Raw genomic sequence first — 18493 nt, forward strand, 5'->3', positions numbered from 1 at the left:
CTATATCTCCTGCTTCGTAATATAATCCTTTTCTCGTATTTTTCTTATAAATGAAAGAATAAGTTTTTTTAACTCATAATCATATAGGAATATACCAACTACTACGATAAACGTATTAAGAACAAGTGCAATCAAATTATATGTCTTTAATACATATTGCACTCCAATAAAAGTTACACCAAAATAAATTGTATACGGTATTACAATTTGGAATACAATTTTTTTCCTCACTGTACTTACTGCTGTATATCCAATCAAAGCCACTATTTCAAATAAAACCATAGCGTAAGCCGCTCCTCTAACTCCACCAATGCTACTGAAGCTATATAGCATAATTCCGCCAATTACTAAAGCAACACACTGTACGGCAGTTCTCTTATTTTGAAATCCACTCGTTGTTAAACCATCGGCAATAGCAACATTTAAACTTTGTAATACAATGAGAAAAGATAGTATTTGGAGCGGCTCTACTGCATTACTCCATTCCGCATGAAAAAATATAGAAATAAAATAGGGTGCTAAATTATATAAACCTATCGTCATACATATTCCCACGACCGCCATTGATTTTATTTGAATCATATTTAATTTCGTATGCTCTTCTAAATTATTCTGGTTATAGTGTTTAAAGAGCACTGGGAAAAATGCCCCTGCAATTACCCCTGGCACTTGATATAAAGCCGCTGGCATCCGATAAGCTACCGCGAAAACACCCACCATACTTAATGGTAATGTATAATTGAGTAAGATGGGTGCTAATTGTGGCGTACTCATTATTAAAAACCCACTAACAATAAAAGGACCTAATTTCCAAAACAATCCTTTATGAATTGCTACTTTCATATTAATGTTCGTCTTTTTTCTCATAACGTATATGCTAAATAAACCGCCAATCATATAACCAAAACCATATAAGCGAGCTGTTATATACACTGGTAATTCCCCGAAAATGCAAAAGCATGTAATTATAATGACAACTGTTGCGGATACAACTTTAATTAGTGCTATATATTTCATACGTTCCATAAGCTGAAAGTAGGCAATCCCTATATTTTGACATGTAAGGCCTATTAACATCAGGAACATTACGTTTAACATCATATAAATTAAATTCTTATCCTCGTACACATAATGAATAGCTATATAACCAATTACAGAAATAAAAATAAGAAGAAGTATCCTTATCTTTATGTATGAAGATACAATCGTCCCTAAATCTACTCCATCCTTTGCCCCTTCTCGAAGAAATGTATTACTAAGCCCTAAATCTGTAAAAAATAACATTACAAACGTAAATGCTATCGCAACACTAAACATCCCGTAATTTTGTGCATTAAAAAAGTTGGCTAAAGCAATTAAGCTAATGGCTTGAAGAAGATTAGCTAAAATCGTACTATAAAATAGATGTACAATATTGTTTAGAATGGATCTACCCATACCAGTTCTCCTTTGCATGTAACCTACTTATATTTGTTGTGTATTAATTTAATATTTACATAAAACTATATTTACTATGTTTTTTATCTTGCGCCATTCCCATTCAATACAATAAAAACTGTCTTACATAAAATACGAATATCCATTCTAATCGTCTTCACTTCAATATATTCCATATCCAATTCCAACTTTTCTTTCGGATCAAGATTATATCCTCCATTTATTTGTGCCCACCCTGTTAACCCTGGTTTTACTAATAAACGGTGCCTGAATTCTGGAATATTAACTTCGAATTTTTCATAAAAATACTCTCTCTCTGGCCTAGGACCAACAAAAGACATATCACCTTTTAAAATATTTATAAGTTGTGGTAATTCATCCATTCTCGTTTTTCTTATAAACAATCCAACCTTTGTAATTCTCGGATCATTTTCATTTGCCCATTGTGGTCCGTTCTTTTCAGCATCGCTAACCATCGATCTTAATTTAAATAAATAAAATCTCTTTCCATTGATTCCTAAACGCTCTTGAAAATAGATTGGAGCCCCTGATGTTTCTAAAGCAATCAAAATACAAAAAAACAACATAATTGGTATCGTAAAAAGTAACAATATGAGTGAAAATATAATATCAAACAAGCGTTTTACACTTCGATTCAAAACCTTATCCTTTTCTTGAGCCGGAATAGCATACAACTTAGCTTGATTTGTTTCACGAATCATGGATCGTTACCCCCAAATTCAAGAATATAAAACTATACCTAGCAATTCACATTCTTTCCTCTTTATGTCCGCTATTACTTTTTTCACTGTACGCAGCGAATCTTTTCGTTTTTTGACTGCCAAAATTACTCCATCACATTTCTCCGCAATAATATACGTAGCAGGAAGCTCAAATACTTCGGATGAATAAAAGAAAATATAATCAAAGTCTACTTTCCACTTGTCTATTACATTATCAAATTCATCCATAGCAACTAAGGGCGTCCCAGTATGTACATTTTTTTTTGCGGGAATACAATATAAATATTCAGAAAAAGAACTAGAAAAAGATTCATAATTTAAGGCGGAAGAGCTTAATATATCGTTTACTGTTGTCATATGGTTGCTGTGTAATAGTAGATGGAGTTTAGGATCAGAAAAATTCATATCGACAAGTAATACTTTTTTTTTCATTTCCGCAAAAACTAATCCCATATTTACTATAAGTGAAGCAACAACACCTCTATCCTTCGTTGAGCTAACTGTGAATACTCGTTTTCCTGATTTTTTCAATTCATGATATATAGTATAAAATTGCTCTTTCATCAGAGCATCATGCGGATCGAATGGCAGCTTTTTCTTTGTCTTAAACATCGACATGTTCACCTCGATATATAGATGATTGCTTATCAACCTCTGTAGGTTTCTTTTTTCTTTTCGGTTTCATATTTATATGACCAATAACAGAGACTGTCGTTATTTTCTCTAAATCCTGTTCCACGTATATACGTTCATCAAAATAATCTCGAAATACAGCTAAACCTACACCAACAAAAAAACTAACAATTAAAGAGATAGGAATGATAAGTTGAAATTTCGGAAACAGCTTTTCAGCTTCTTCCTGTAACTCTCGGTCAGTTAATATTTTTACCCCCTGTACATTCGTATACTGTTGAAAGCTTTTTTGAGATTGTTCTGCCAATGACTTTACAATTTCTTTCACGATTTTAGGATCCGAATCTTTTACTGTAACAGTAACAATTTGTGAGTTGTCCGTATTCAACACCGAAATTTTTTGTGCTAATTCATAACTTGATTGTTCTAATTTCAAAGTGTTTCTTACTGTCGAAATAATAAGTGGACTTTTTAAAATGTCAACAAACGATGTTACAAGTTGCTTATTTTCTTGTGTTTTATTCGCTGTATTTTCCTTATTAAACTCATCTAAATTTCCAACAAGAATTTGCGCTGAATATTGATACGAAGGCTTTAGCACATACATAGAAATAAGAACTAGAGAAACGGTTAAACAACACATCGTCAAAATGATCGTTACGAATCTCCTTTTCAATAACTGTTGAAAATCTTTTATACTCATTTCTTGCTTCAATTATTTCACCGCCTTTGTCTGAATAACATCCTGCACATCATTTTCTACTAATAACTCTTTCCTCTCTCTATCCGCTCGCTTTGTGACATACTTTCCGACTCTAAATGCAAATTTTTCTACAAATACATACGAAATCGTTGCTAGTATAAGCGAAAGAATAAGCGACAAAATTAAAACAATAGGTAACGGTAATATTTCATGGAGCACGTATATAAGAGAAAATAAAGATATGTTATGGTATAAATAAAGACTGTAAGAAATCTTCCCCAAATATAACAAGTATTTATTATGCAGTAAGGACGACAAAGTTGAAACTGACAAGCTTAATATGACAAATAGACATGCGCTTATCGCTACTACGTAGTCTCGAAATATAAAATTATTGAGCACTTTAATTTCTCCAATAAGCCCTTCATACATATAAAGTAAAATCGCAAATAAAAACCATGTAATTTTCGTATTTTTAGTACAATTACTATAAAAAGCTATTAAATTATTTTTATACTTCGCAACTAGTGCTCCTAGTAAAAACAGCACTGTGTAATGCAACGTTAATACATAGCTTGTTAATGTTAAACTCGAGCGAAATAAAAATAATATCACGACAGAACATATACTAAAACTAAACAATGATAGTAATGAACCCCTTACTGTTTTGCGTAAACAAACCATCAAAACTAACGGGAAAATTATAGATATTCGCATTTCATGTACAAGTGACCAAATCACACTGTTATATGTATCTGTATTATATTTCCCAACCAATAAAACATGCTGTGCTATTAGACTTAAAGAACTTTCAATCGTCCATGAGCGATTAAACCATTCGCTTAAATAAGAAATACCATATTTACTTATTGTAGTCTGGCATATAATAGCTATGACTATTGCCACAATATATGGAATGTATATTCTGCATATACGTTTTAAAAGGTATGATCCATAGCTACTATTTGTTTTTTGAATAGATTCATACAAAACAAATCCACTCAAAACAAAAAAGATAATAACAGATTCGTTACCACTACTAAAAATAAGACGTGCAGGCGTTTCTTTTAATAGATATACAACAAATGGTTTATTATCTTCATAACTGTAATTTTGAAATGCTGAGAAAATCATCAAATAATGACCAATCATTACTACCAATGAAGAAATTCCTCTTATAGAATCCAGTTCTTCATGCCTCTCCATCGTTTTACATCAACTCCTAATGAAATGATAATAATCATTTCAAAGCGACATCATTATTCATATTCCTCTCCTTTCTTTTCATTCCAATTTTTCATATTAAAATGATTTTATAGTATAAATTTGAGTGTATTGTAACATTTTTTGTAATATTATGAATAGCGAATCTTAAAAATTGGTATATACCAATTTCAACCTCAAAAAATGGGTAATATTGTTAGAAAAACACTATAAAAATATGTTGCATACTTACAAAATTAAAGAGAGGACTAGTGTTTTTTCAATATAAAATAAAAAAGATAGCCTTTATTTATAGGCTATCTTTTTTATTTTATTTAATTATTAGCACCATTATATGCTACATGTCGTTTCTCAATCCGTTCTTCAATTTCTTTCATATTCTCTTTATTAGTTAGTAGGGATTGTTTATTTTCTATTAATAATTGTTTAAAGGATTTTCTCACTTTTTTTCGCATGTTTATTTTCCTCCTTGGGGGATGGTTTATATAAAAGATAACTTGAAACTTTAATCAATGAGAGGATTTACCCTCACTAATTATTAGCCTACATCAATCGGGCTTTTACAGGGAGTTACTCTTCCATCATCACTCTTTATTCAGCTATAATACTGAGATAGAAGTCCTATCTCCCGTTAATGCGGGATAAGGATTTATCTGTGTGTCCTTATAATAATTGATTGTTGTGAATTCCATTTGAACTTCATATGAAAATTCCGTTTATTTTCTGACAACTTTGTGAACAAAAAAAAGAAAGGTTACTCAAAAATATATTTGATCAACCTTTCCATACTCTTTAAAGCATATTAATTAATATTTCAGGTCTTCCCCAATTCATTTCGTTACAAACAAAGCGTAGTTTTTCTTCGTCCATTGTGTGTAACCCTTCTTCTAATAAGCATGAAATTGGAACTTCACAATGAATTTGCGCTAATTGTAAAGAGATATTTAAATTCTCTAAATCACTTTCAATTTTTGTGCGCTGCGCTTTCGTTAATGATGCTATATTTTCTAGCACTGCCGATACTGTCCCGTATTCTTGAATCAGCTTATACGCTGTTTTTTCACCAATACCTTTTACACCCGGATAATTATCACTTGTATCTCCCATGAAAGCTTTCGCATGAACAATTTGCCAAGGTTCTACACCTTTCTCTTCCATGATTTTTTCCGGTGTGTAATACTCGTAATTTCCAATTCCTTTACGAAGAAGCATAGCTGTAACATTCGTATCAACAAGTTGAAGTAAATCTGTATCACCTGTCAAAATATAAACTTCCGCTTCATTGCAATATTGTTTTGCAAGCGTACCGATACAATCATCCGCTTCATAACCTTTCATACCGATTACAGGCATAGATAATTTCGCAGTCATTTCTTGCACTAAATCAAATTGCGGAATTAATTCTTCCGGCGGTGCTGCACGATTTGCTTTATAATTCGAGAAAGATTCCGTTCTAAATGTCGTACTTCCCATATCCCAGCACGTTACAATGTGCGTTGGTTCGATTGCTTGTATTGCTGTTAATAAATGCTTCATATAACCATGAATCCCATTCGTCGGGGTACCATCTTGTCGTTTCATAAATTGTCCATATACACTTGTTGCGTAAAAAGCACGAAATAATAGTGCCATACCATCAACTAATAATACTTTTTTCATAATTCCTCTCCTACTAACAAAAAATAATAACCTCACGTTATCACGTAAGGTTATATATAGATTACCATTCTACGTTTTTGTTCAACTTTGTCTATTATACATTGTTTTTGTATATTTAGCATCATTAACACATTAAGACATTCTACCGCAGCAAGTATGAAGTATTCCTGAATACGTATTTTTACCTGTCGAAACAACTACAGCCTTTGCATTTCCGTCAACAATATACGTACCTTTGAAACATACATTTTCAAGTTCAAGTGGATTATAGTCTTTCATCCGTTTTAATGGAATAAATCGTTTACGTTCAAGATGATAGCAACTTTCAAATTTCTCAATACTAGCATTATTTCCTGTCAGCATAGATTCATTTACTAATAAATCATTTGCATAAATAATACGTACATCTGCCGGCACTGTATCGCCCTCTGAAAGAAAAATCATATCTCCAGGTACAAGCTCTTGTACTGGTAATTTCATCATTTTTAGTTCACTGTTTAGCCCTGTTACGCTACAGCCAGCTACTCTAGAAACAGTAACTGTTTCACATTGTAATTCATCACCCATATGTTGTTTTGAAAGACCTGGGATCATTCCACTTAGCTTCATCATTACTTCCGCAATACGCGCTCTTTTTGAAGTTAATTCATTTCGGCCGTATACTTGAATACGCTTTTGTGCCTCTTTCATAGATAGTCCGTCTCTTGTTGTTTTAAAATACGCAAATACAGATTTTACATCTCTTGTTGCAATTTCAATTAATAAATCTTTATTTTTTTGAAGCATTGTTTGTTCTTTCATTGCTTTTTTACTTAATTTATACGAAGTGTTACCCACACTTTTATTTACATATAACATATTATCGTCTCCTCCTTTACAACATAGGAAGAAACGCTTTGTTTCTCAATTTATCCACTTTACTGTGAAAGTGTCTAGCGCTTAAATACTCGAATAAACGCTACATTATGATAAATATAGAGGGAGGAACAAGTCGTTTCCTGCCTACATCATATATTTTTGATTTGAAGTATATGGGTAACGGAACCGAGTCAGAATTTGACATGCTCCTCACCTCCTCTTTAATTTTTTAGTTATAATCTATACTATGAAATTACTCATAGCTTGCTAACAAAAAAGACCCTTACTCATAAGAGAGCAAAGGTCATTGCATACACAAATAAGCGATTCCTAATATAATACAATTAGAAATCTATGGACCTCTCCCTCGCCGAGTTTTAGCACTGTATAGCATAGGTTCATTACCAGCTACGTTAAGAAAAACCTTAATTCGATCATTCCTGTTGACCCATTGGCGTCTCTCGACATTTTTGGGCAGTAGCATTTCTCTATACAGGAGCCTCACCTAACAGAGACTTATTATAATTACATAGAAAATGTTACTCTTATTTAAAATAGATGTCAACACTTTGTATGGAAACTTTTCCTTATTACAATAACTATCTCGAGTTTAGTACACTAATACGCATCCTGCTCAGCGTTCGGCTACATAAATTAATTGAACACATATTGCAAAAAATTAGCAAATGAAAAATAAAACCCTTACGTTAAAATGTAAGGGTTTTAATACGTTACACAACCAGCAATTACAATTCCGATGGAAAGTGATAAAAACATAAGGAAAAGACCAACTGCTTGATTATCTTCTTCAAGACTTTTATTAATATTAAAACGTGGTGTAAGCCATTCCGCTAAATAAAAGACAATAATTTGAGCTAAGATCCCAACAGCTCCCCATGAAATCATATCAAGAATTGAAATAGAATTAGCAGCCGTTGAATATAAAACGATAGCAAGACCAAGTAGTCTTCCTCCAAGTACATAGCTTACCGCTTTATTCCCTTGAGCCATTAACTTAAATTCCTTAACTTTCGTTGTCACTTCCATAAGAAAAAGACCGATACATAAAAGTACAAGTGATACTGCTAAATATAGTAAAAAATTAATCATTTATTTTCCTCCTTCTTAATACCTACCGGTAAATAATACGATTCATTTCCCGTAATTTTTTCTCCGGCACGTATACCGATGCTGCTCGCTTTTCCAGCAATTAAAAAAGCCCCAAACACGTACGACAGCTTCTCAATTCCTTTTTCAGTTTCTAAAAATACAACTGGAAGCTCTGTATATTTCTGAAATATAGGCAGTGACGATTTATACGTTTCATGTGCATTTCGAATCATAATATTTGTATCCTTATCACGAATCGTAATCGTGTCACCTTCCCTACCGAACGAAGGTTTTTGAACGAAAGGACTTTTCCCCAAAAATAAATCTGGCTCTAAATATGTAGGAAGCATATATTCTTTAATCCACTTTTGTTCCTCACTTGTGTAAAAAGCACCTTCTTCTGCTAATCCCCAAATAAGACATTGAATTGATTTCGGCTGAAGTAAAAAGGCCGACAAAGGATTTATAATAAAAAGCTTTCCTTCTTTTACAAGTTGCAAAAGTTCTACTCCCACCAAATCCCCCGTTTCGGGATCTTGATCTTCAATCAAGTCTTCAATTGGATATGTTTGGCGATACAAAACATCAATTGGTAAACCATCTCTATCTACTAAAGCATCATCTGTAATTCTAAGTTCTGTCATTGGCATCACTTTATTTTCAACATGACATAGCCCACTCAAATACATAGTCGTATTCCAATCTTCTATATGTTCAGGATGAGCTGTGAAAACAACATTTGGCTCTTCCATTCCTTTTGTAAACTCCATTACGGCTTTTGTAATACCAGAAGAAAGTAAGCGCTCTTGATTTGCATTTGGATCATCATAGTCAAGTTCTTCACAAACTTTTCCATTCATTTGAAAGCATTCCACAATAAAAGTTGGAGTATCACTATTAAACTCAAGCATTTTAATACGATTATCCTCTGTTAAAGCAAAATCAAATCGTGAAATAACAGATTCAGGATACATCCCTTTCAGTCTAATAAAAGGCAAGCTTGCAGTTGGAAAACCGAGTTCAAGAAGCTGTTCATTAGATAAATTCCGAAGAATTCTAGCAGTCTTAAAAAATATTTTTCCCATTCGTTCAGTTGCTACTTGTAATTGTTTCATTGTTTGCTCTGTTATCGGGAAAACATGAAACAAACTATACTCACATTCATATAAGTCCGACCAGAAATGAGGATAATTCGAATAAAATTCTTTTCTTTTCTTTATGTATTGCGACATATTTTAACCTCCAAATCCACCTTTTGAACCGCTTCCAATTCCACCTTTAAATTCGGCCGAAGATTGATAAGTTTTAAACTCTGATGAATTTTTGAAGGTGGATTTATTTTGATAGTATGTACCACCATAAAAGTAATGTCCACGATAACCTGAACTACTATCATCACACTGCCAAACACCAAGCTCATCATCCCAATCCCAATCAGAACAACTATTATCATTCGGTTCGGGGGGAATATCTTGCGCGCAGCCAAATAAAGTGCCCGTCATTAAAGATGTTAGGACACCACCTACTAGCCATTTCGTTTTTGTCACCTTTGCACTCCCCTTTTTAAATTATATTTCTATTATATAAGATGTCATGATAAAGTAGAAGAAAAAGGAAGAAGAGGGATAAAATGCGATTGGAATATCGGCTCAATGATGAAACAAACGGGTATCCAGCTTTATGGAACTACGCAAATATTTCTAATTCTGAAATTGTCGCGCGCATGACTTGTGAATATTTTATAAAAGATGGAAATACATATATCGTTACTGCAACTTCAGTAGATCCAGACGGGACAGCAGTGTTATATATACAAAAAGAAGTTTTTTCCAACGACCCTTCAGATCCTACATATTCGCACATAGGTTTTGAAATTAGAGAACTAAAGGAAACCTGCTCAATTATGATAGAAAGTAAAGATATTTGGAATTACGAGGATATCTTACCCTCTCTCCATTCAGATATTATATATATTCAACGGGATGGAATACATTTGGAATTCACCCTCGATTCAAGAGAAATTGATGAAGACCGCAAGTGCTATATTTATTATGGGAACTTTACAGGTAAATCTAGATAACATGAGTATATTTATTCAACAAAAAAACCTTACGTATAAAACGTAAGGTTTTTTATATAGTCCCACATATGCCGTTATCTATAGATGTCCATAAACCTGCTTTCACAGGTGGATGTTCTCACAAATGTTTGTAACTTCCTTCTTAAAAAGATGGCCTGCTATCTACATTTAAATATTGAACTTCCGCATTATACTTATTGGTTTAAGACATACACAAGCTACGTACACCGTAGGAATTTTATATACTATTAGTTGAAATAAGACCCCCGCAAGTGCCGTCTCTCGTAAATGTCCAAAAACCCGCTACTCGCAGGTGGATGCCCTCACAGTTACCGTATATCTTCCTCCACAAGGAAGGCTTGATAATGGTCACTAAATATTGAGCTTCCGTAAAACTAACATCGGTTTTAGACATAAATAAGTTACGCACACCGCAGGATGTATTATTTACTTGTCGTTATATTATCACATTGTTTCCAATGTGTAAAATATAATTTTTTTGAAGCAATCTCTTGCTTGTGACCTTATTTTAATACAAATTATTTTTGCATGCAAGTGATTAATCTTCTTCTTTTGCAATTTGATTTTCTGGATAAGAAATCCAATCACTCCAGCTACCTGTATACAATTTAACATTTTGAAAACCAGCTAATTTTAATGCAACTATGTTCGGACACGCTGTAACACCAGAACCACAATATACGATTGTTTCCTTCTCTTTATCAAGATTTTGGAAACGCCCTTGCTGTTCCTCTTCGTTTTTAAAGTGTCCCGATTCTAAAATCCCATCTTTCCAAAAATAGTTTACTGCCGTCGGAATATGCCCTGCCTTCGAATCAACGAGCTCTTCCGCACCAGCATAACGTTTTGGTTCCCTAGAATCAATTAATGTCATATTTGCACCTGCACGAATTTTCCCTCTCACATCTTCCATCGTTACAAGCATATTTTCTTGTATTTCCGGTATAAAAGGTTTTCGTGCAATAACTGGGATATTCGGCGTTGTGTGTAGTCCATTCTCTTTCCAAGCTGGAAATCCGCCATCTAATATATATACTTTCTCATGTCCTACATAGTTTAATAACCACCAGAGACGAGAAGCATTTGCACCCGCTTGACTGTCATATGCAATTACTGTCGTATGTTCACCAATACCAGCTTGTGAAAGCTTGTCTGCAAACTCCTCAATATTCGGCAATGGATGGCGACCACCATGTTCTGTTACAGGACTTGATAAATCTAAATTCAAATCAAAATATAACGCATGAAGAATATGTTCTTCCTCATACTTTTCTCTACCCCAATTAGGATTCGCTAAATCAAAACGACAATCGATTATACGGACATTCTCATCTTCTATATGCTCACGTAACCATTCGACTGTAACTATCATCTTTAACGACCTTCTTTCTCTTGCAAACGACTTACATACTCCATAACCATTTCTTCTGTAACAAATTTACGCTGCAGTGTAACACCATTTTTTGCAAGATCATTAATTTGCTTTGTTACAACATTAATGATATCAACCGAAAATTCTTTCCCCTTTGACGCAAGAGATACGGCTGCTTCAATAGCTGCTTCACGCTGCGCATCTAATTGTAAACATGCTTTTACACTTTCATTTTGTTTACGAGAATGTGCTGTAATTGCTTTATGTACTTCCATCTTCTCTTCCCCCTAAATAAGTTATACGTTCTTATTCAATTCCATTGCAAGCCGAATCATATCGCGACATACAATCCCATTTTCAATAATCTCTTCTTCATAATGCTTTGAAAAGTAATCAAAATCAATAGAAAAAATACGAAATCCACATTTTTGATATAAAGCAAGTTGTGAAACACTAGAATTGCCTGTACCAACTTCAAGTTTTGACATACCATATCCTTTAGCAGTTTCTACGGCATGACTTAATAGCTGCTTTCCAATCCCTTTTCCTTGCAAATGCTCTACAACCGCAATATTCATAATTTCCATTGTCCTTGGTCTTGTTTCCAAAAGCACATATACACCGATGATTCTTTCTTCTTGTTTAGCTATATACGTATACCCTCTCTGTACATATGCATCAATTTGGCTTTCACTTGGATCAGCAAGAAGTAATAAAGATTTCGGTATAGCTTCTTTCGAAATACGCTCTATGACAACAGACATAAAAATTCCCCCTCCTCTATTGTTCTAAACCCCCCTTGTCTACCATAGATAATAGAAAGGAGGGATTCACCATGGACAACAATGAGAAAAAATGCAACGTCATCTCTATTGATGGAAAGAAAAAGAAGAGCGACACATATTCCTATCCAAAATTAGTAGTAGAAAACAAAACGTATGAGTTTTCTTCATTCGTCTTATGCGGTGAAACACCAGACGGCAGACGCTTAGTTCTTACCCATATGATTTCTACTGATGAGTTTGCAGGGTTTGTAAAATCTTTAGATACTGTACTACAAAAGAAAATTGAACGAATCTTTTTTTCATAACAGCTATTTAATATAAATTTCTTTTTCAATTTCTACTAACTGCTTTTGTAGCTCTTCTTTACTTTGTTCGTATAGCGATACATCAATTGTTTCAGCTAAAGCGAATAATATACTTTCATAATAATTCTCAACGTCTTGCTGCATCACTTTTTGGAATAGGTTCCATTTTGCATCCCACTCTTGCTTATAATGATGAACGAATAAATCTTCTTCATCAACTACATAGTTTGATACGAAAGGTTCTAACACTCCTTTAGCGTCTTCTTGCATAAAAGCTTTATCATTTTTTTCAAAAAAGCTTTTCTCATTTTTAAAATGTGCTAGTGCCTTTTTAAAATCTTTTATTTCTATTGAAGGAAACGGCTCTTTATGTGTAATAATTTTATATTCATAATCCACTGTTCCACCCATAGAAATCGATTCATTTTCCACTTTGCAATTCACAACAATTTCATCCTTTGCACGCTTCATCGCTTCATCTATCCATTTTTCAAGACGTAATGATGTCGCACGCATTTCTTGTAATAAATCATGTTGAATAAATGAAACTAATTCCATTACACATTGCTGCAACTGCATTTTCACATTCCCATCTGTTCGTAACGACGCCGGATTAATAAATTCAGTAAACACATCGTTATAGCGTAAAAATAGACGTTGGTGTACATAATAAAGCAATTCTTTCACTTCATTTTGCATTGCTTGCTCTTCAGCAAGTACACTATATGATGAAATAATATGAAGTAGCTGATTACGCTCTGCTTCATATTTTTTTGTTTGCTTCTCTTTCTCATCATTTCCCTGCTTTGCGCCATTTATCATATTTACAAGAAGCTGATTCGCTCCTTGCAATGCACCATATAAAGCATGCACAGATACAAGCATTAAATCCCTCATCATAAAGGACGTAAATGATTCTTCAAACTTAGTAATCCCGGAGTTTTGTAAAATACCATACTTTTCTTTATCAATACTTTTCCCTTGCTTTTCTTCAAGCGCACATAAACTTGAAATTGCAAATAAACGTGGATTTCTAATACCGTATTGCAGGAGCTGATCCGCAATATAACCTTTTACCATTTCAAGTTCTTCTTCAGATTGTGCTAAATCGGCAGCATTTATTAAGAAGAACATTTTATCAAGTGCAAATGTATCCTTTACACGACCGAGCTGAATTAAAAATTCACGATCCGCACGAGAGAAAACATGATTATAGTATGTTACGAATAAAATAGCATCTGCGTTTTTAATATACTGGAATGCAACATCCGTATGGCGCGCGTTAATAGAATCCGCCCCTGGTGTATCTACAAGAGCTACTCCTTGCCTTGTTAAAGCACAATCATAATAAAGCTCCATATACTCAACAAAGCATGATTTTTCTTCATTAGCTACATAATCAGAGAACTCCTCTAACGTAACTTGTAATTGTTCCCCTAAATGATTAGCAACTGCCTCATATCCTTTTTGTACCGCTCGCAAAAAGCTAAATGTTGTTTTTTGCTTCCCACTTGGTGAAGGGTATTTCATAATTTGATCAATTTTCGTTAACGCTTCTTCCAATGTAGCAATTTCATAGTGAAACATTTTATAAACAGCTTTCATATCTTCTAACAGCGCTTGCTCTGACTTAAACTGGACAATTACCGTTCCATGTGGTTTATCTTCTGTAACTGGCAAAATTTGATTTATTGTTGCTGTCGTTGGGTTTGGCGATACAGGAAGTACCTTTTCACCGAGCAATGCGTTAGCAAATGATGATTTCCCAGCACTAAAAGCTCCAAATAACGCTACTGTAAATTGCTTCGTTTCTACACGCTGTCTTTTTCCAACTACTTCTTGCTGTAGATGTTTCAGTGTAGGCAATGGATCTAATATCGTTTCAGCTTTCTTCACTTTTTCTAATATACGCTGAATATTTAAAGCTTTCGTTCCTTTAATCTCTTCTTCACTAGCCGCTACGTTATCATTTACAATTTCTTGCTCTTGTAGTTTAAACTTCTCACTAACAACTTGTTTTTTACTTTGTAATATTTCGTCTATTTGCAATCCATCTGGTATAGAAACATTTTCATTCCAAATATCTCCTAAATAGCTCTCATATTCCTCATACGTCTTAATGTACTGTAATTTTGTTTCTTTTGCTGTTTGTAACATCGTGTATTTTTCAATTTCTTCTTCAATACGAGCAATCTCTATCTTCACTTTCTTCTGCAATATACCCGTACTTTTTCCAAAGATTTGCTGAGATTTCATAAAGTATCTTTTCTTTAACTCATTTGCAACGTCAGCAGTATAAAGAAGTAAGTAATCACCGGTAAATCCAGCCCCCTGTTTAATTGTTTCAGCCAACACTTCCGGTCCGAAAGCAATTTCTAACGCATATATGTCTTTCCCTATTTCCTCTGTAAATAACCCTTCTTCTTTTAAGAAGGCTACAATAAATTCTTTCACATGAAAATCAAGTTGCGTTTCAACAGTCTTTTGAAGAGCAGAATAAAAAGCATCTACACGTCTCTGTTTTTCTTGCTCCGTCTTTCCTTTCGCAAATAACAAACCAACTTTAAACTTCGTTAATTTCGTTTCTAAATATTTATTTGCCAATTCTCTCATTTCAAATGGCATTAAATACGCGTTATCTAATATGGCTTGTAAACCTTTTATAAATTCATTTCTCACATCAGATTCTTTACTAGCCACCCGATTTTTATTTTCAGTTAACTCTTCCTTTTTTTCAACTATCTCTGAAAGTGACAGTGGTGATGTTAATTCTTCTTCATATTTCATGAGATGTTTTTCATTTTCAGAAAGAATAAACGAACAATGTTCTTGCAGTAAATATTCTGTTTCTCGCTCCATTCCCTTTCTTACATACTGCTCTTTTTCTTTCATGATAGAAAAGATTAATGCTTCTAAACTTTGAATTTCATTGTATGGATGATTCATCATTCGCAATGATGTATAGAAAATACCATCTACTTCAATATCCCAGTTAGAAAAAGACTGTTTTACACTATCTCTATACTCTTCAAACGATAACTCATTTGCTTTATGTTTATCTATTTGGTTTACAACGAGATAAACCGTTTTATTACGTTGTTTCAATTCTTTAACAAACTGTAAGTTAACCTCTGATTGGACATGGTTATAATCCATCATATAGAAAATAACATCTGCTAGATGCAGTGTTGATTCCGTCGCTAATTGGTGGGCATCATCCGTAGAATCAATTCCGGGCGTATCAACTAACATAACCCCATCAGGAATTGGCGCATCATTTCGATAAATATGAACACCAATTACTTCATCACCGTCTTTACATATTTGTTTTAATTCTTCTGCTGAATATGCGCCGTCATATTCATACTGTTCTCCAGACTTAATCGTTACAACAACACGATCAGATCCTCTTTCAATTTTAACAACGTTAGCACTCGTTGGAATCGGACTTGTCGGTAATAATTGCGCTTTATATAGGTGATTCATCATTGTCGATTTCCCCGCAGAAAAATGACCACAAAAAGCTAGCATAAGCTGCTCTTGTTTATATTTTTGAATCACTTCAAACAACTTCAAACTATTCTCTACATCGCCGTTTTTTTGCCACTCTTCATAAAAACAAACAAGTTTTTTCATACCGTTTGTCTGTACTATGTTTGTCATCCCCTTGTTCCCCTTTATCCAAGATGTATATACTTTATCCCGCTATTTGTGGGCAGTAAAAACCCGTTTCGTGCGGGCTAGTAATCAGTGAGGGATAGACCTCCCCGCTGATTAAAGTTTCACTTTATTATCATACTAAATTTTCAGCATATTCACATCAAAAATAAAAAATCCCTTTCATTCTTTTTACAAATGAAAGGGATTTTATGTAATATTATTCATTTTGTTGTTCCTACTCCATTTAATACATACTTTGTAACACCAACATATATAGCAATCGTTCCTGTAACAAGTGCATACACCATATTAACACACCAACCTTTTTTGATAATGATTATCACTTTTGAATACATTTTATCATTAAAGAGAATCATTATCAACAAATTTCTAAAAAAAGAAAGCTCCTTCGGGAAAAGGAGCTTTACTGCCTGTTTTAAAGAAGTTTAAAACTTGCTGTGCACTCTTATTATATCTCATAATACACATCTTAGCAGTTTTAAAAATTGGAAATAACCTATATACCCTCCCCTTTACATTTTGTATAATAAAGTGAAACTGTAATTAGTGGGGATATTTCCCATCCCCACTAATTATTAGTTGAACCAATCGGGCTTTTACAAGCAGTTGATCTCCCACCTAACTTCCTCGTATTCACTGAATTTTGAGGTGGGAGTCTTACTGCTTGTTAATGCGGGATAAAAGGGAATTACTTAACAAGGAGGAAAATAATGACACAAAATATTTCACAAGGCGAGAGGATACATTCCATCGATATTATTAGAGGAATAGCTGTACTAGGTATTTTTCTTGTTAACTGGCCAGTTATCGCTGGTGTTGATTCTCGAGATATTTCCGGCGTTTATGATGGATTAGACAGCTATATTCGCTTATTTTATGACATGTTTATTCAAACGAAGTTTTATACTATTTTTTCATTTTTATTCGGATTAGGTTTCTATATCTTTATGAATCGTGCTGAGGCGAAAACAGATCGTCCGAAAACTTTATTTGTTCGCCGCTTGCTTATTTTATTATTATTTGGGTTCTTGCATTACGTTCTTTTATGGGACGGAGACATCTTACATAGTTATGCCATCGCTGGATTTTTCTTATTGTTATTTTATAAGAGAGAGCCTCGTACTATTTTAATATGGGCATTAGTTTTACTAAGTATTTTTCAATTTTTCATGCTAATCGCTAGTATAGTGGTTGCCTTAGTACCAAAGGCAGAGTTAGGGTTTTCCTTACCGATCATGCCACTTGAAGACTGGGTGTCACAAATACAAAATCGTTTCCATGCATTTTATTCTGAAGGAATTGGACTAAATGTATTCATGCTCCCAGAAACAGTTGGACTATTTTTACTTGGTTTATACGCCGGCAAAAAAGATATTTTCCGCCGCACGAAAGAGTTGGATCCAAAGCTTAAAAAATGGCAAATCATTATGTTCATTTTGACATTACCAATGTGGTTCTTCATGGTCCGTTACTTCTTATCAAAACCATCTTATGAACCATTTTATATGCAGGCCTTTACAATGTTTAGTGGAAAAACATTATTCATATTCTACATTTTCACGCTCATGCGTTTATTACAAAAAGAAAGATGGCAAACATTATTACGTCCGTTCCAATATGTCGGACGAATGGCGTTAACAAATTACATCACGCATACGATTGTTACGTTACTTGTATTCGGCCTATTTTTCAAAAATTATTATCCCGCTCCATTATGGGTGGGACCACTATTTTGCATCGGCTTTTATACGTTACAAATCTTTATTAGCCACTGGTGGCTTTCACGTTACCAATATGGGCCACTTGAGTACATTTGGCGTCTTGGTACGTACGGGAAAATGATGCCACTTAAAAAGAAAAGCAAGGTCTCATAATGAGACCT

General features: G+C 33.8%; 19 protein-coding genes, 2 other RNA genes and 1 riboswitch. Of the genes, 3 read left to right on the forward strand and 18 right to left on the reverse strand.

What is annotated here, in order from left to right; translation table 11 throughout:
- The 11 genes from BG05_RS23160 to BG05_RS23210 form a co-directional block, all read right to left on the reverse strand.
- Positions 1-1437: an oligosaccharide flippase family protein gene (locus tag BG05_RS23160; RefSeq protein WP_002141066.1), complete on the reverse strand. Its 1437-nt coding sequence runs from the start codon at positions 1435-1437 to the stop codon at positions 1-3.
- A gap of 83 nt (positions 1438-1520) precedes the next feature.
- Entirely contained in the window at positions 1521-2159 is a 639-nt protein-coding gene (locus BG05_RS23165; RefSeq protein ID WP_002030867.1) for a sugar transferase, read from the reverse strand.
- An 18-nt stretch (positions 2160-2177) separates the two neighbouring features.
- The gene (locus BG05_RS23170; RefSeq protein ID WP_002186267.1) at positions 2178-2798 is read right to left on the reverse strand and encodes a CpsD/CapB family tyrosine-protein kinase; all 621 of its coding nucleotides are present in this window, start codon (positions 2796-2798) and stop codon (positions 2178-2180) included.
- Positions 2785-3528, reverse strand: a complete 744-nt coding sequence (locus tag BG05_RS23175; RefSeq protein WP_002186268.1) for a YveK family protein — start codon at positions 3526-3528, stop codon at positions 2785-2787. Before BG05_RS23175 ends, BG05_RS23170 begins: the two co-directional genes overlap by 14 nt.
- Positions 3529-4722 (reverse strand): acyltransferase family protein, encoded by a 1194-nt coding sequence (locus BG05_RS23180; RefSeq protein WP_002186269.1) that lies wholly within the window; start codon positions 4720-4722, stop codon positions 3529-3531.
- 332 nt (positions 4723-5054) lie between these two features.
- Positions 5055-5195: an FbpB family small basic protein gene (locus BG05_RS30150; protein ID WP_001228050.1), complete on the reverse strand. Its 141-nt coding sequence runs from the start codon at positions 5193-5195 to the stop codon at positions 5055-5057.
- Positions 5196-5532: 337 nt separating this feature from the next.
- Positions 5533-6399: a 5'-3' exonuclease gene (locus BG05_RS23190; protein WP_002186271.1), complete on the reverse strand. Its 867-nt coding sequence runs from the start codon at positions 6397-6399 to the stop codon at positions 5533-5535.
- Between the two features lie 132 nt (positions 6400-6531).
- Entirely contained in the window at positions 6532-7257 is a 726-nt protein-coding gene (locus BG05_RS23195; protein WP_002126507.1) for a P-type ATPase actuator domain-containing protein, read from the reverse strand.
- A 354-nt stretch (positions 7258-7611) separates the two neighbouring features.
- Positions 7612-7777, reverse strand: a riboswitch (M-box (ykoK) riboswitch).
- A 203-nt stretch (positions 7778-7980) separates the two neighbouring features.
- Positions 7981-8367, reverse strand: coding sequence for a DUF350 domain-containing protein (locus BG05_RS23200; RefSeq protein WP_002186272.1), 387 nt, complete (start codon positions 8365-8367; stop codon positions 7981-7983).
- Entirely contained in the window at positions 8364-9599 is a 1236-nt protein-coding gene (locus BG05_RS23205; protein ID WP_002168767.1) for a glutathionylspermidine synthase family protein, read from the reverse strand. The genes BG05_RS23200 and BG05_RS23205 overlap by 4 nt, the downstream gene beginning before the upstream one ends.
- Positions 9600-9602: 3 nt before the next feature.
- Positions 9603-9914: a hypothetical protein gene (locus tag BG05_RS23210; RefSeq protein WP_002126505.1), complete on the reverse strand. Its 312-nt coding sequence runs from the start codon at positions 9912-9914 to the stop codon at positions 9603-9605.
- An 83-nt stretch (positions 9915-9997) separates the two neighbouring features.
- On the opposite strand from BG05_RS23210, the gene BG05_RS23215 reads away from it, so the two are divergent.
- Positions 9998-10447 carry a hypothetical protein gene (locus BG05_RS23215; RefSeq protein ID WP_002030848.1) on the forward strand — a complete coding sequence of 150 codons (450 nt, stop codon included), beginning with the start codon at positions 9998-10000 and terminating at the stop codon, positions 10445-10447.
- Between the two features lie 55 nt (positions 10448-10502).
- Here the strand turns inward: BG05_RS23215 and ssrS (BG05_RS30155) are convergent.
- From ssrS (BG05_RS30155) to BG05_RS23230, 5 genes are all read right to left on the reverse strand, one after another.
- A non-coding RNA gene (ssrS, locus tag BG05_RS30155) (6S RNA) lies at positions 10503-10686 on the reverse strand.
- A gap of 21 nt (positions 10687-10707) precedes the next feature.
- A non-coding RNA gene (ssrS, locus tag BG05_RS30160) (6S RNA) lies at positions 10708-10890 on the reverse strand.
- A gap of 116 nt (positions 10891-11006) precedes the next feature.
- Positions 11007-11840, reverse strand: coding sequence for a sulfurtransferase (locus BG05_RS23220; RefSeq protein ID WP_002168769.1), 834 nt, complete (start codon positions 11838-11840; stop codon positions 11007-11009).
- 2 nt (positions 11841-11842) lie between these two features.
- Positions 11843-12115 (reverse strand): YpbS family protein, encoded by a 273-nt coding sequence (locus tag BG05_RS23225; RefSeq protein WP_000451806.1) that lies wholly within the window; start codon positions 12113-12115, stop codon positions 11843-11845.
- A gap of 21 nt (positions 12116-12136) precedes the next feature.
- A complete protein-coding gene (locus BG05_RS23230) occupies positions 12137-12604 on the reverse strand; it encodes a GNAT family N-acetyltransferase (RefSeq protein ID WP_002011932.1) in 468 nt (155 codons plus the stop codon).
- A 71-nt stretch (positions 12605-12675) separates the two neighbouring features.
- Here BG05_RS23230 and BG05_RS23235 point away from each other — a divergent pair, with 71 nt between their 5' ends.
- The gene (locus BG05_RS23235) at positions 12676-12930 is read left to right on the forward strand and encodes a DUF3931 domain-containing protein (RefSeq protein WP_000369740.1); all 255 of its coding nucleotides are present in this window, start codon (positions 12676-12678) and stop codon (positions 12928-12930) included.
- A 3-nt stretch (positions 12931-12933) separates the two neighbouring features.
- Here BG05_RS23235 and BG05_RS23240 read toward each other — a convergent pair whose 3' ends face one another.
- Positions 12934-16593 carry a dynamin family protein gene (locus BG05_RS23240; protein ID WP_016126740.1) on the reverse strand — a complete coding sequence of 1220 codons (3660 nt, stop codon included), beginning with the start codon at positions 16591-16593 and terminating at the stop codon, positions 12934-12936.
- Positions 16594-16811: 218 nt separating this feature from the next.
- Positions 16812-16967 carry a hypothetical protein gene (locus tag BG05_RS31180; RefSeq protein WP_003188359.1) on the reverse strand — a complete coding sequence of 52 codons (156 nt, stop codon included), beginning with the start codon at positions 16965-16967 and terminating at the stop codon, positions 16812-16814.
- Between the two features lie 354 nt (positions 16968-17321).
- Between BG05_RS31180 and BG05_RS23245 the strand changes: the two genes are divergently transcribed.
- Entirely contained in the window at positions 17322-18485 is a 1164-nt protein-coding gene (locus tag BG05_RS23245) for a DUF418 domain-containing protein (RefSeq protein ID WP_002186276.1), read from the forward strand.
- Positions 18486-18493: the final 8 nt, after the last annotated feature.

The organism is Bacillus mycoides, from assembly GCF_000832605.1.
Taxonomy (GTDB): domain Bacteria; phylum Bacillota; class Bacilli; order Bacillales; family Bacillaceae_G; genus Bacillus_A; species Bacillus_A mycoides.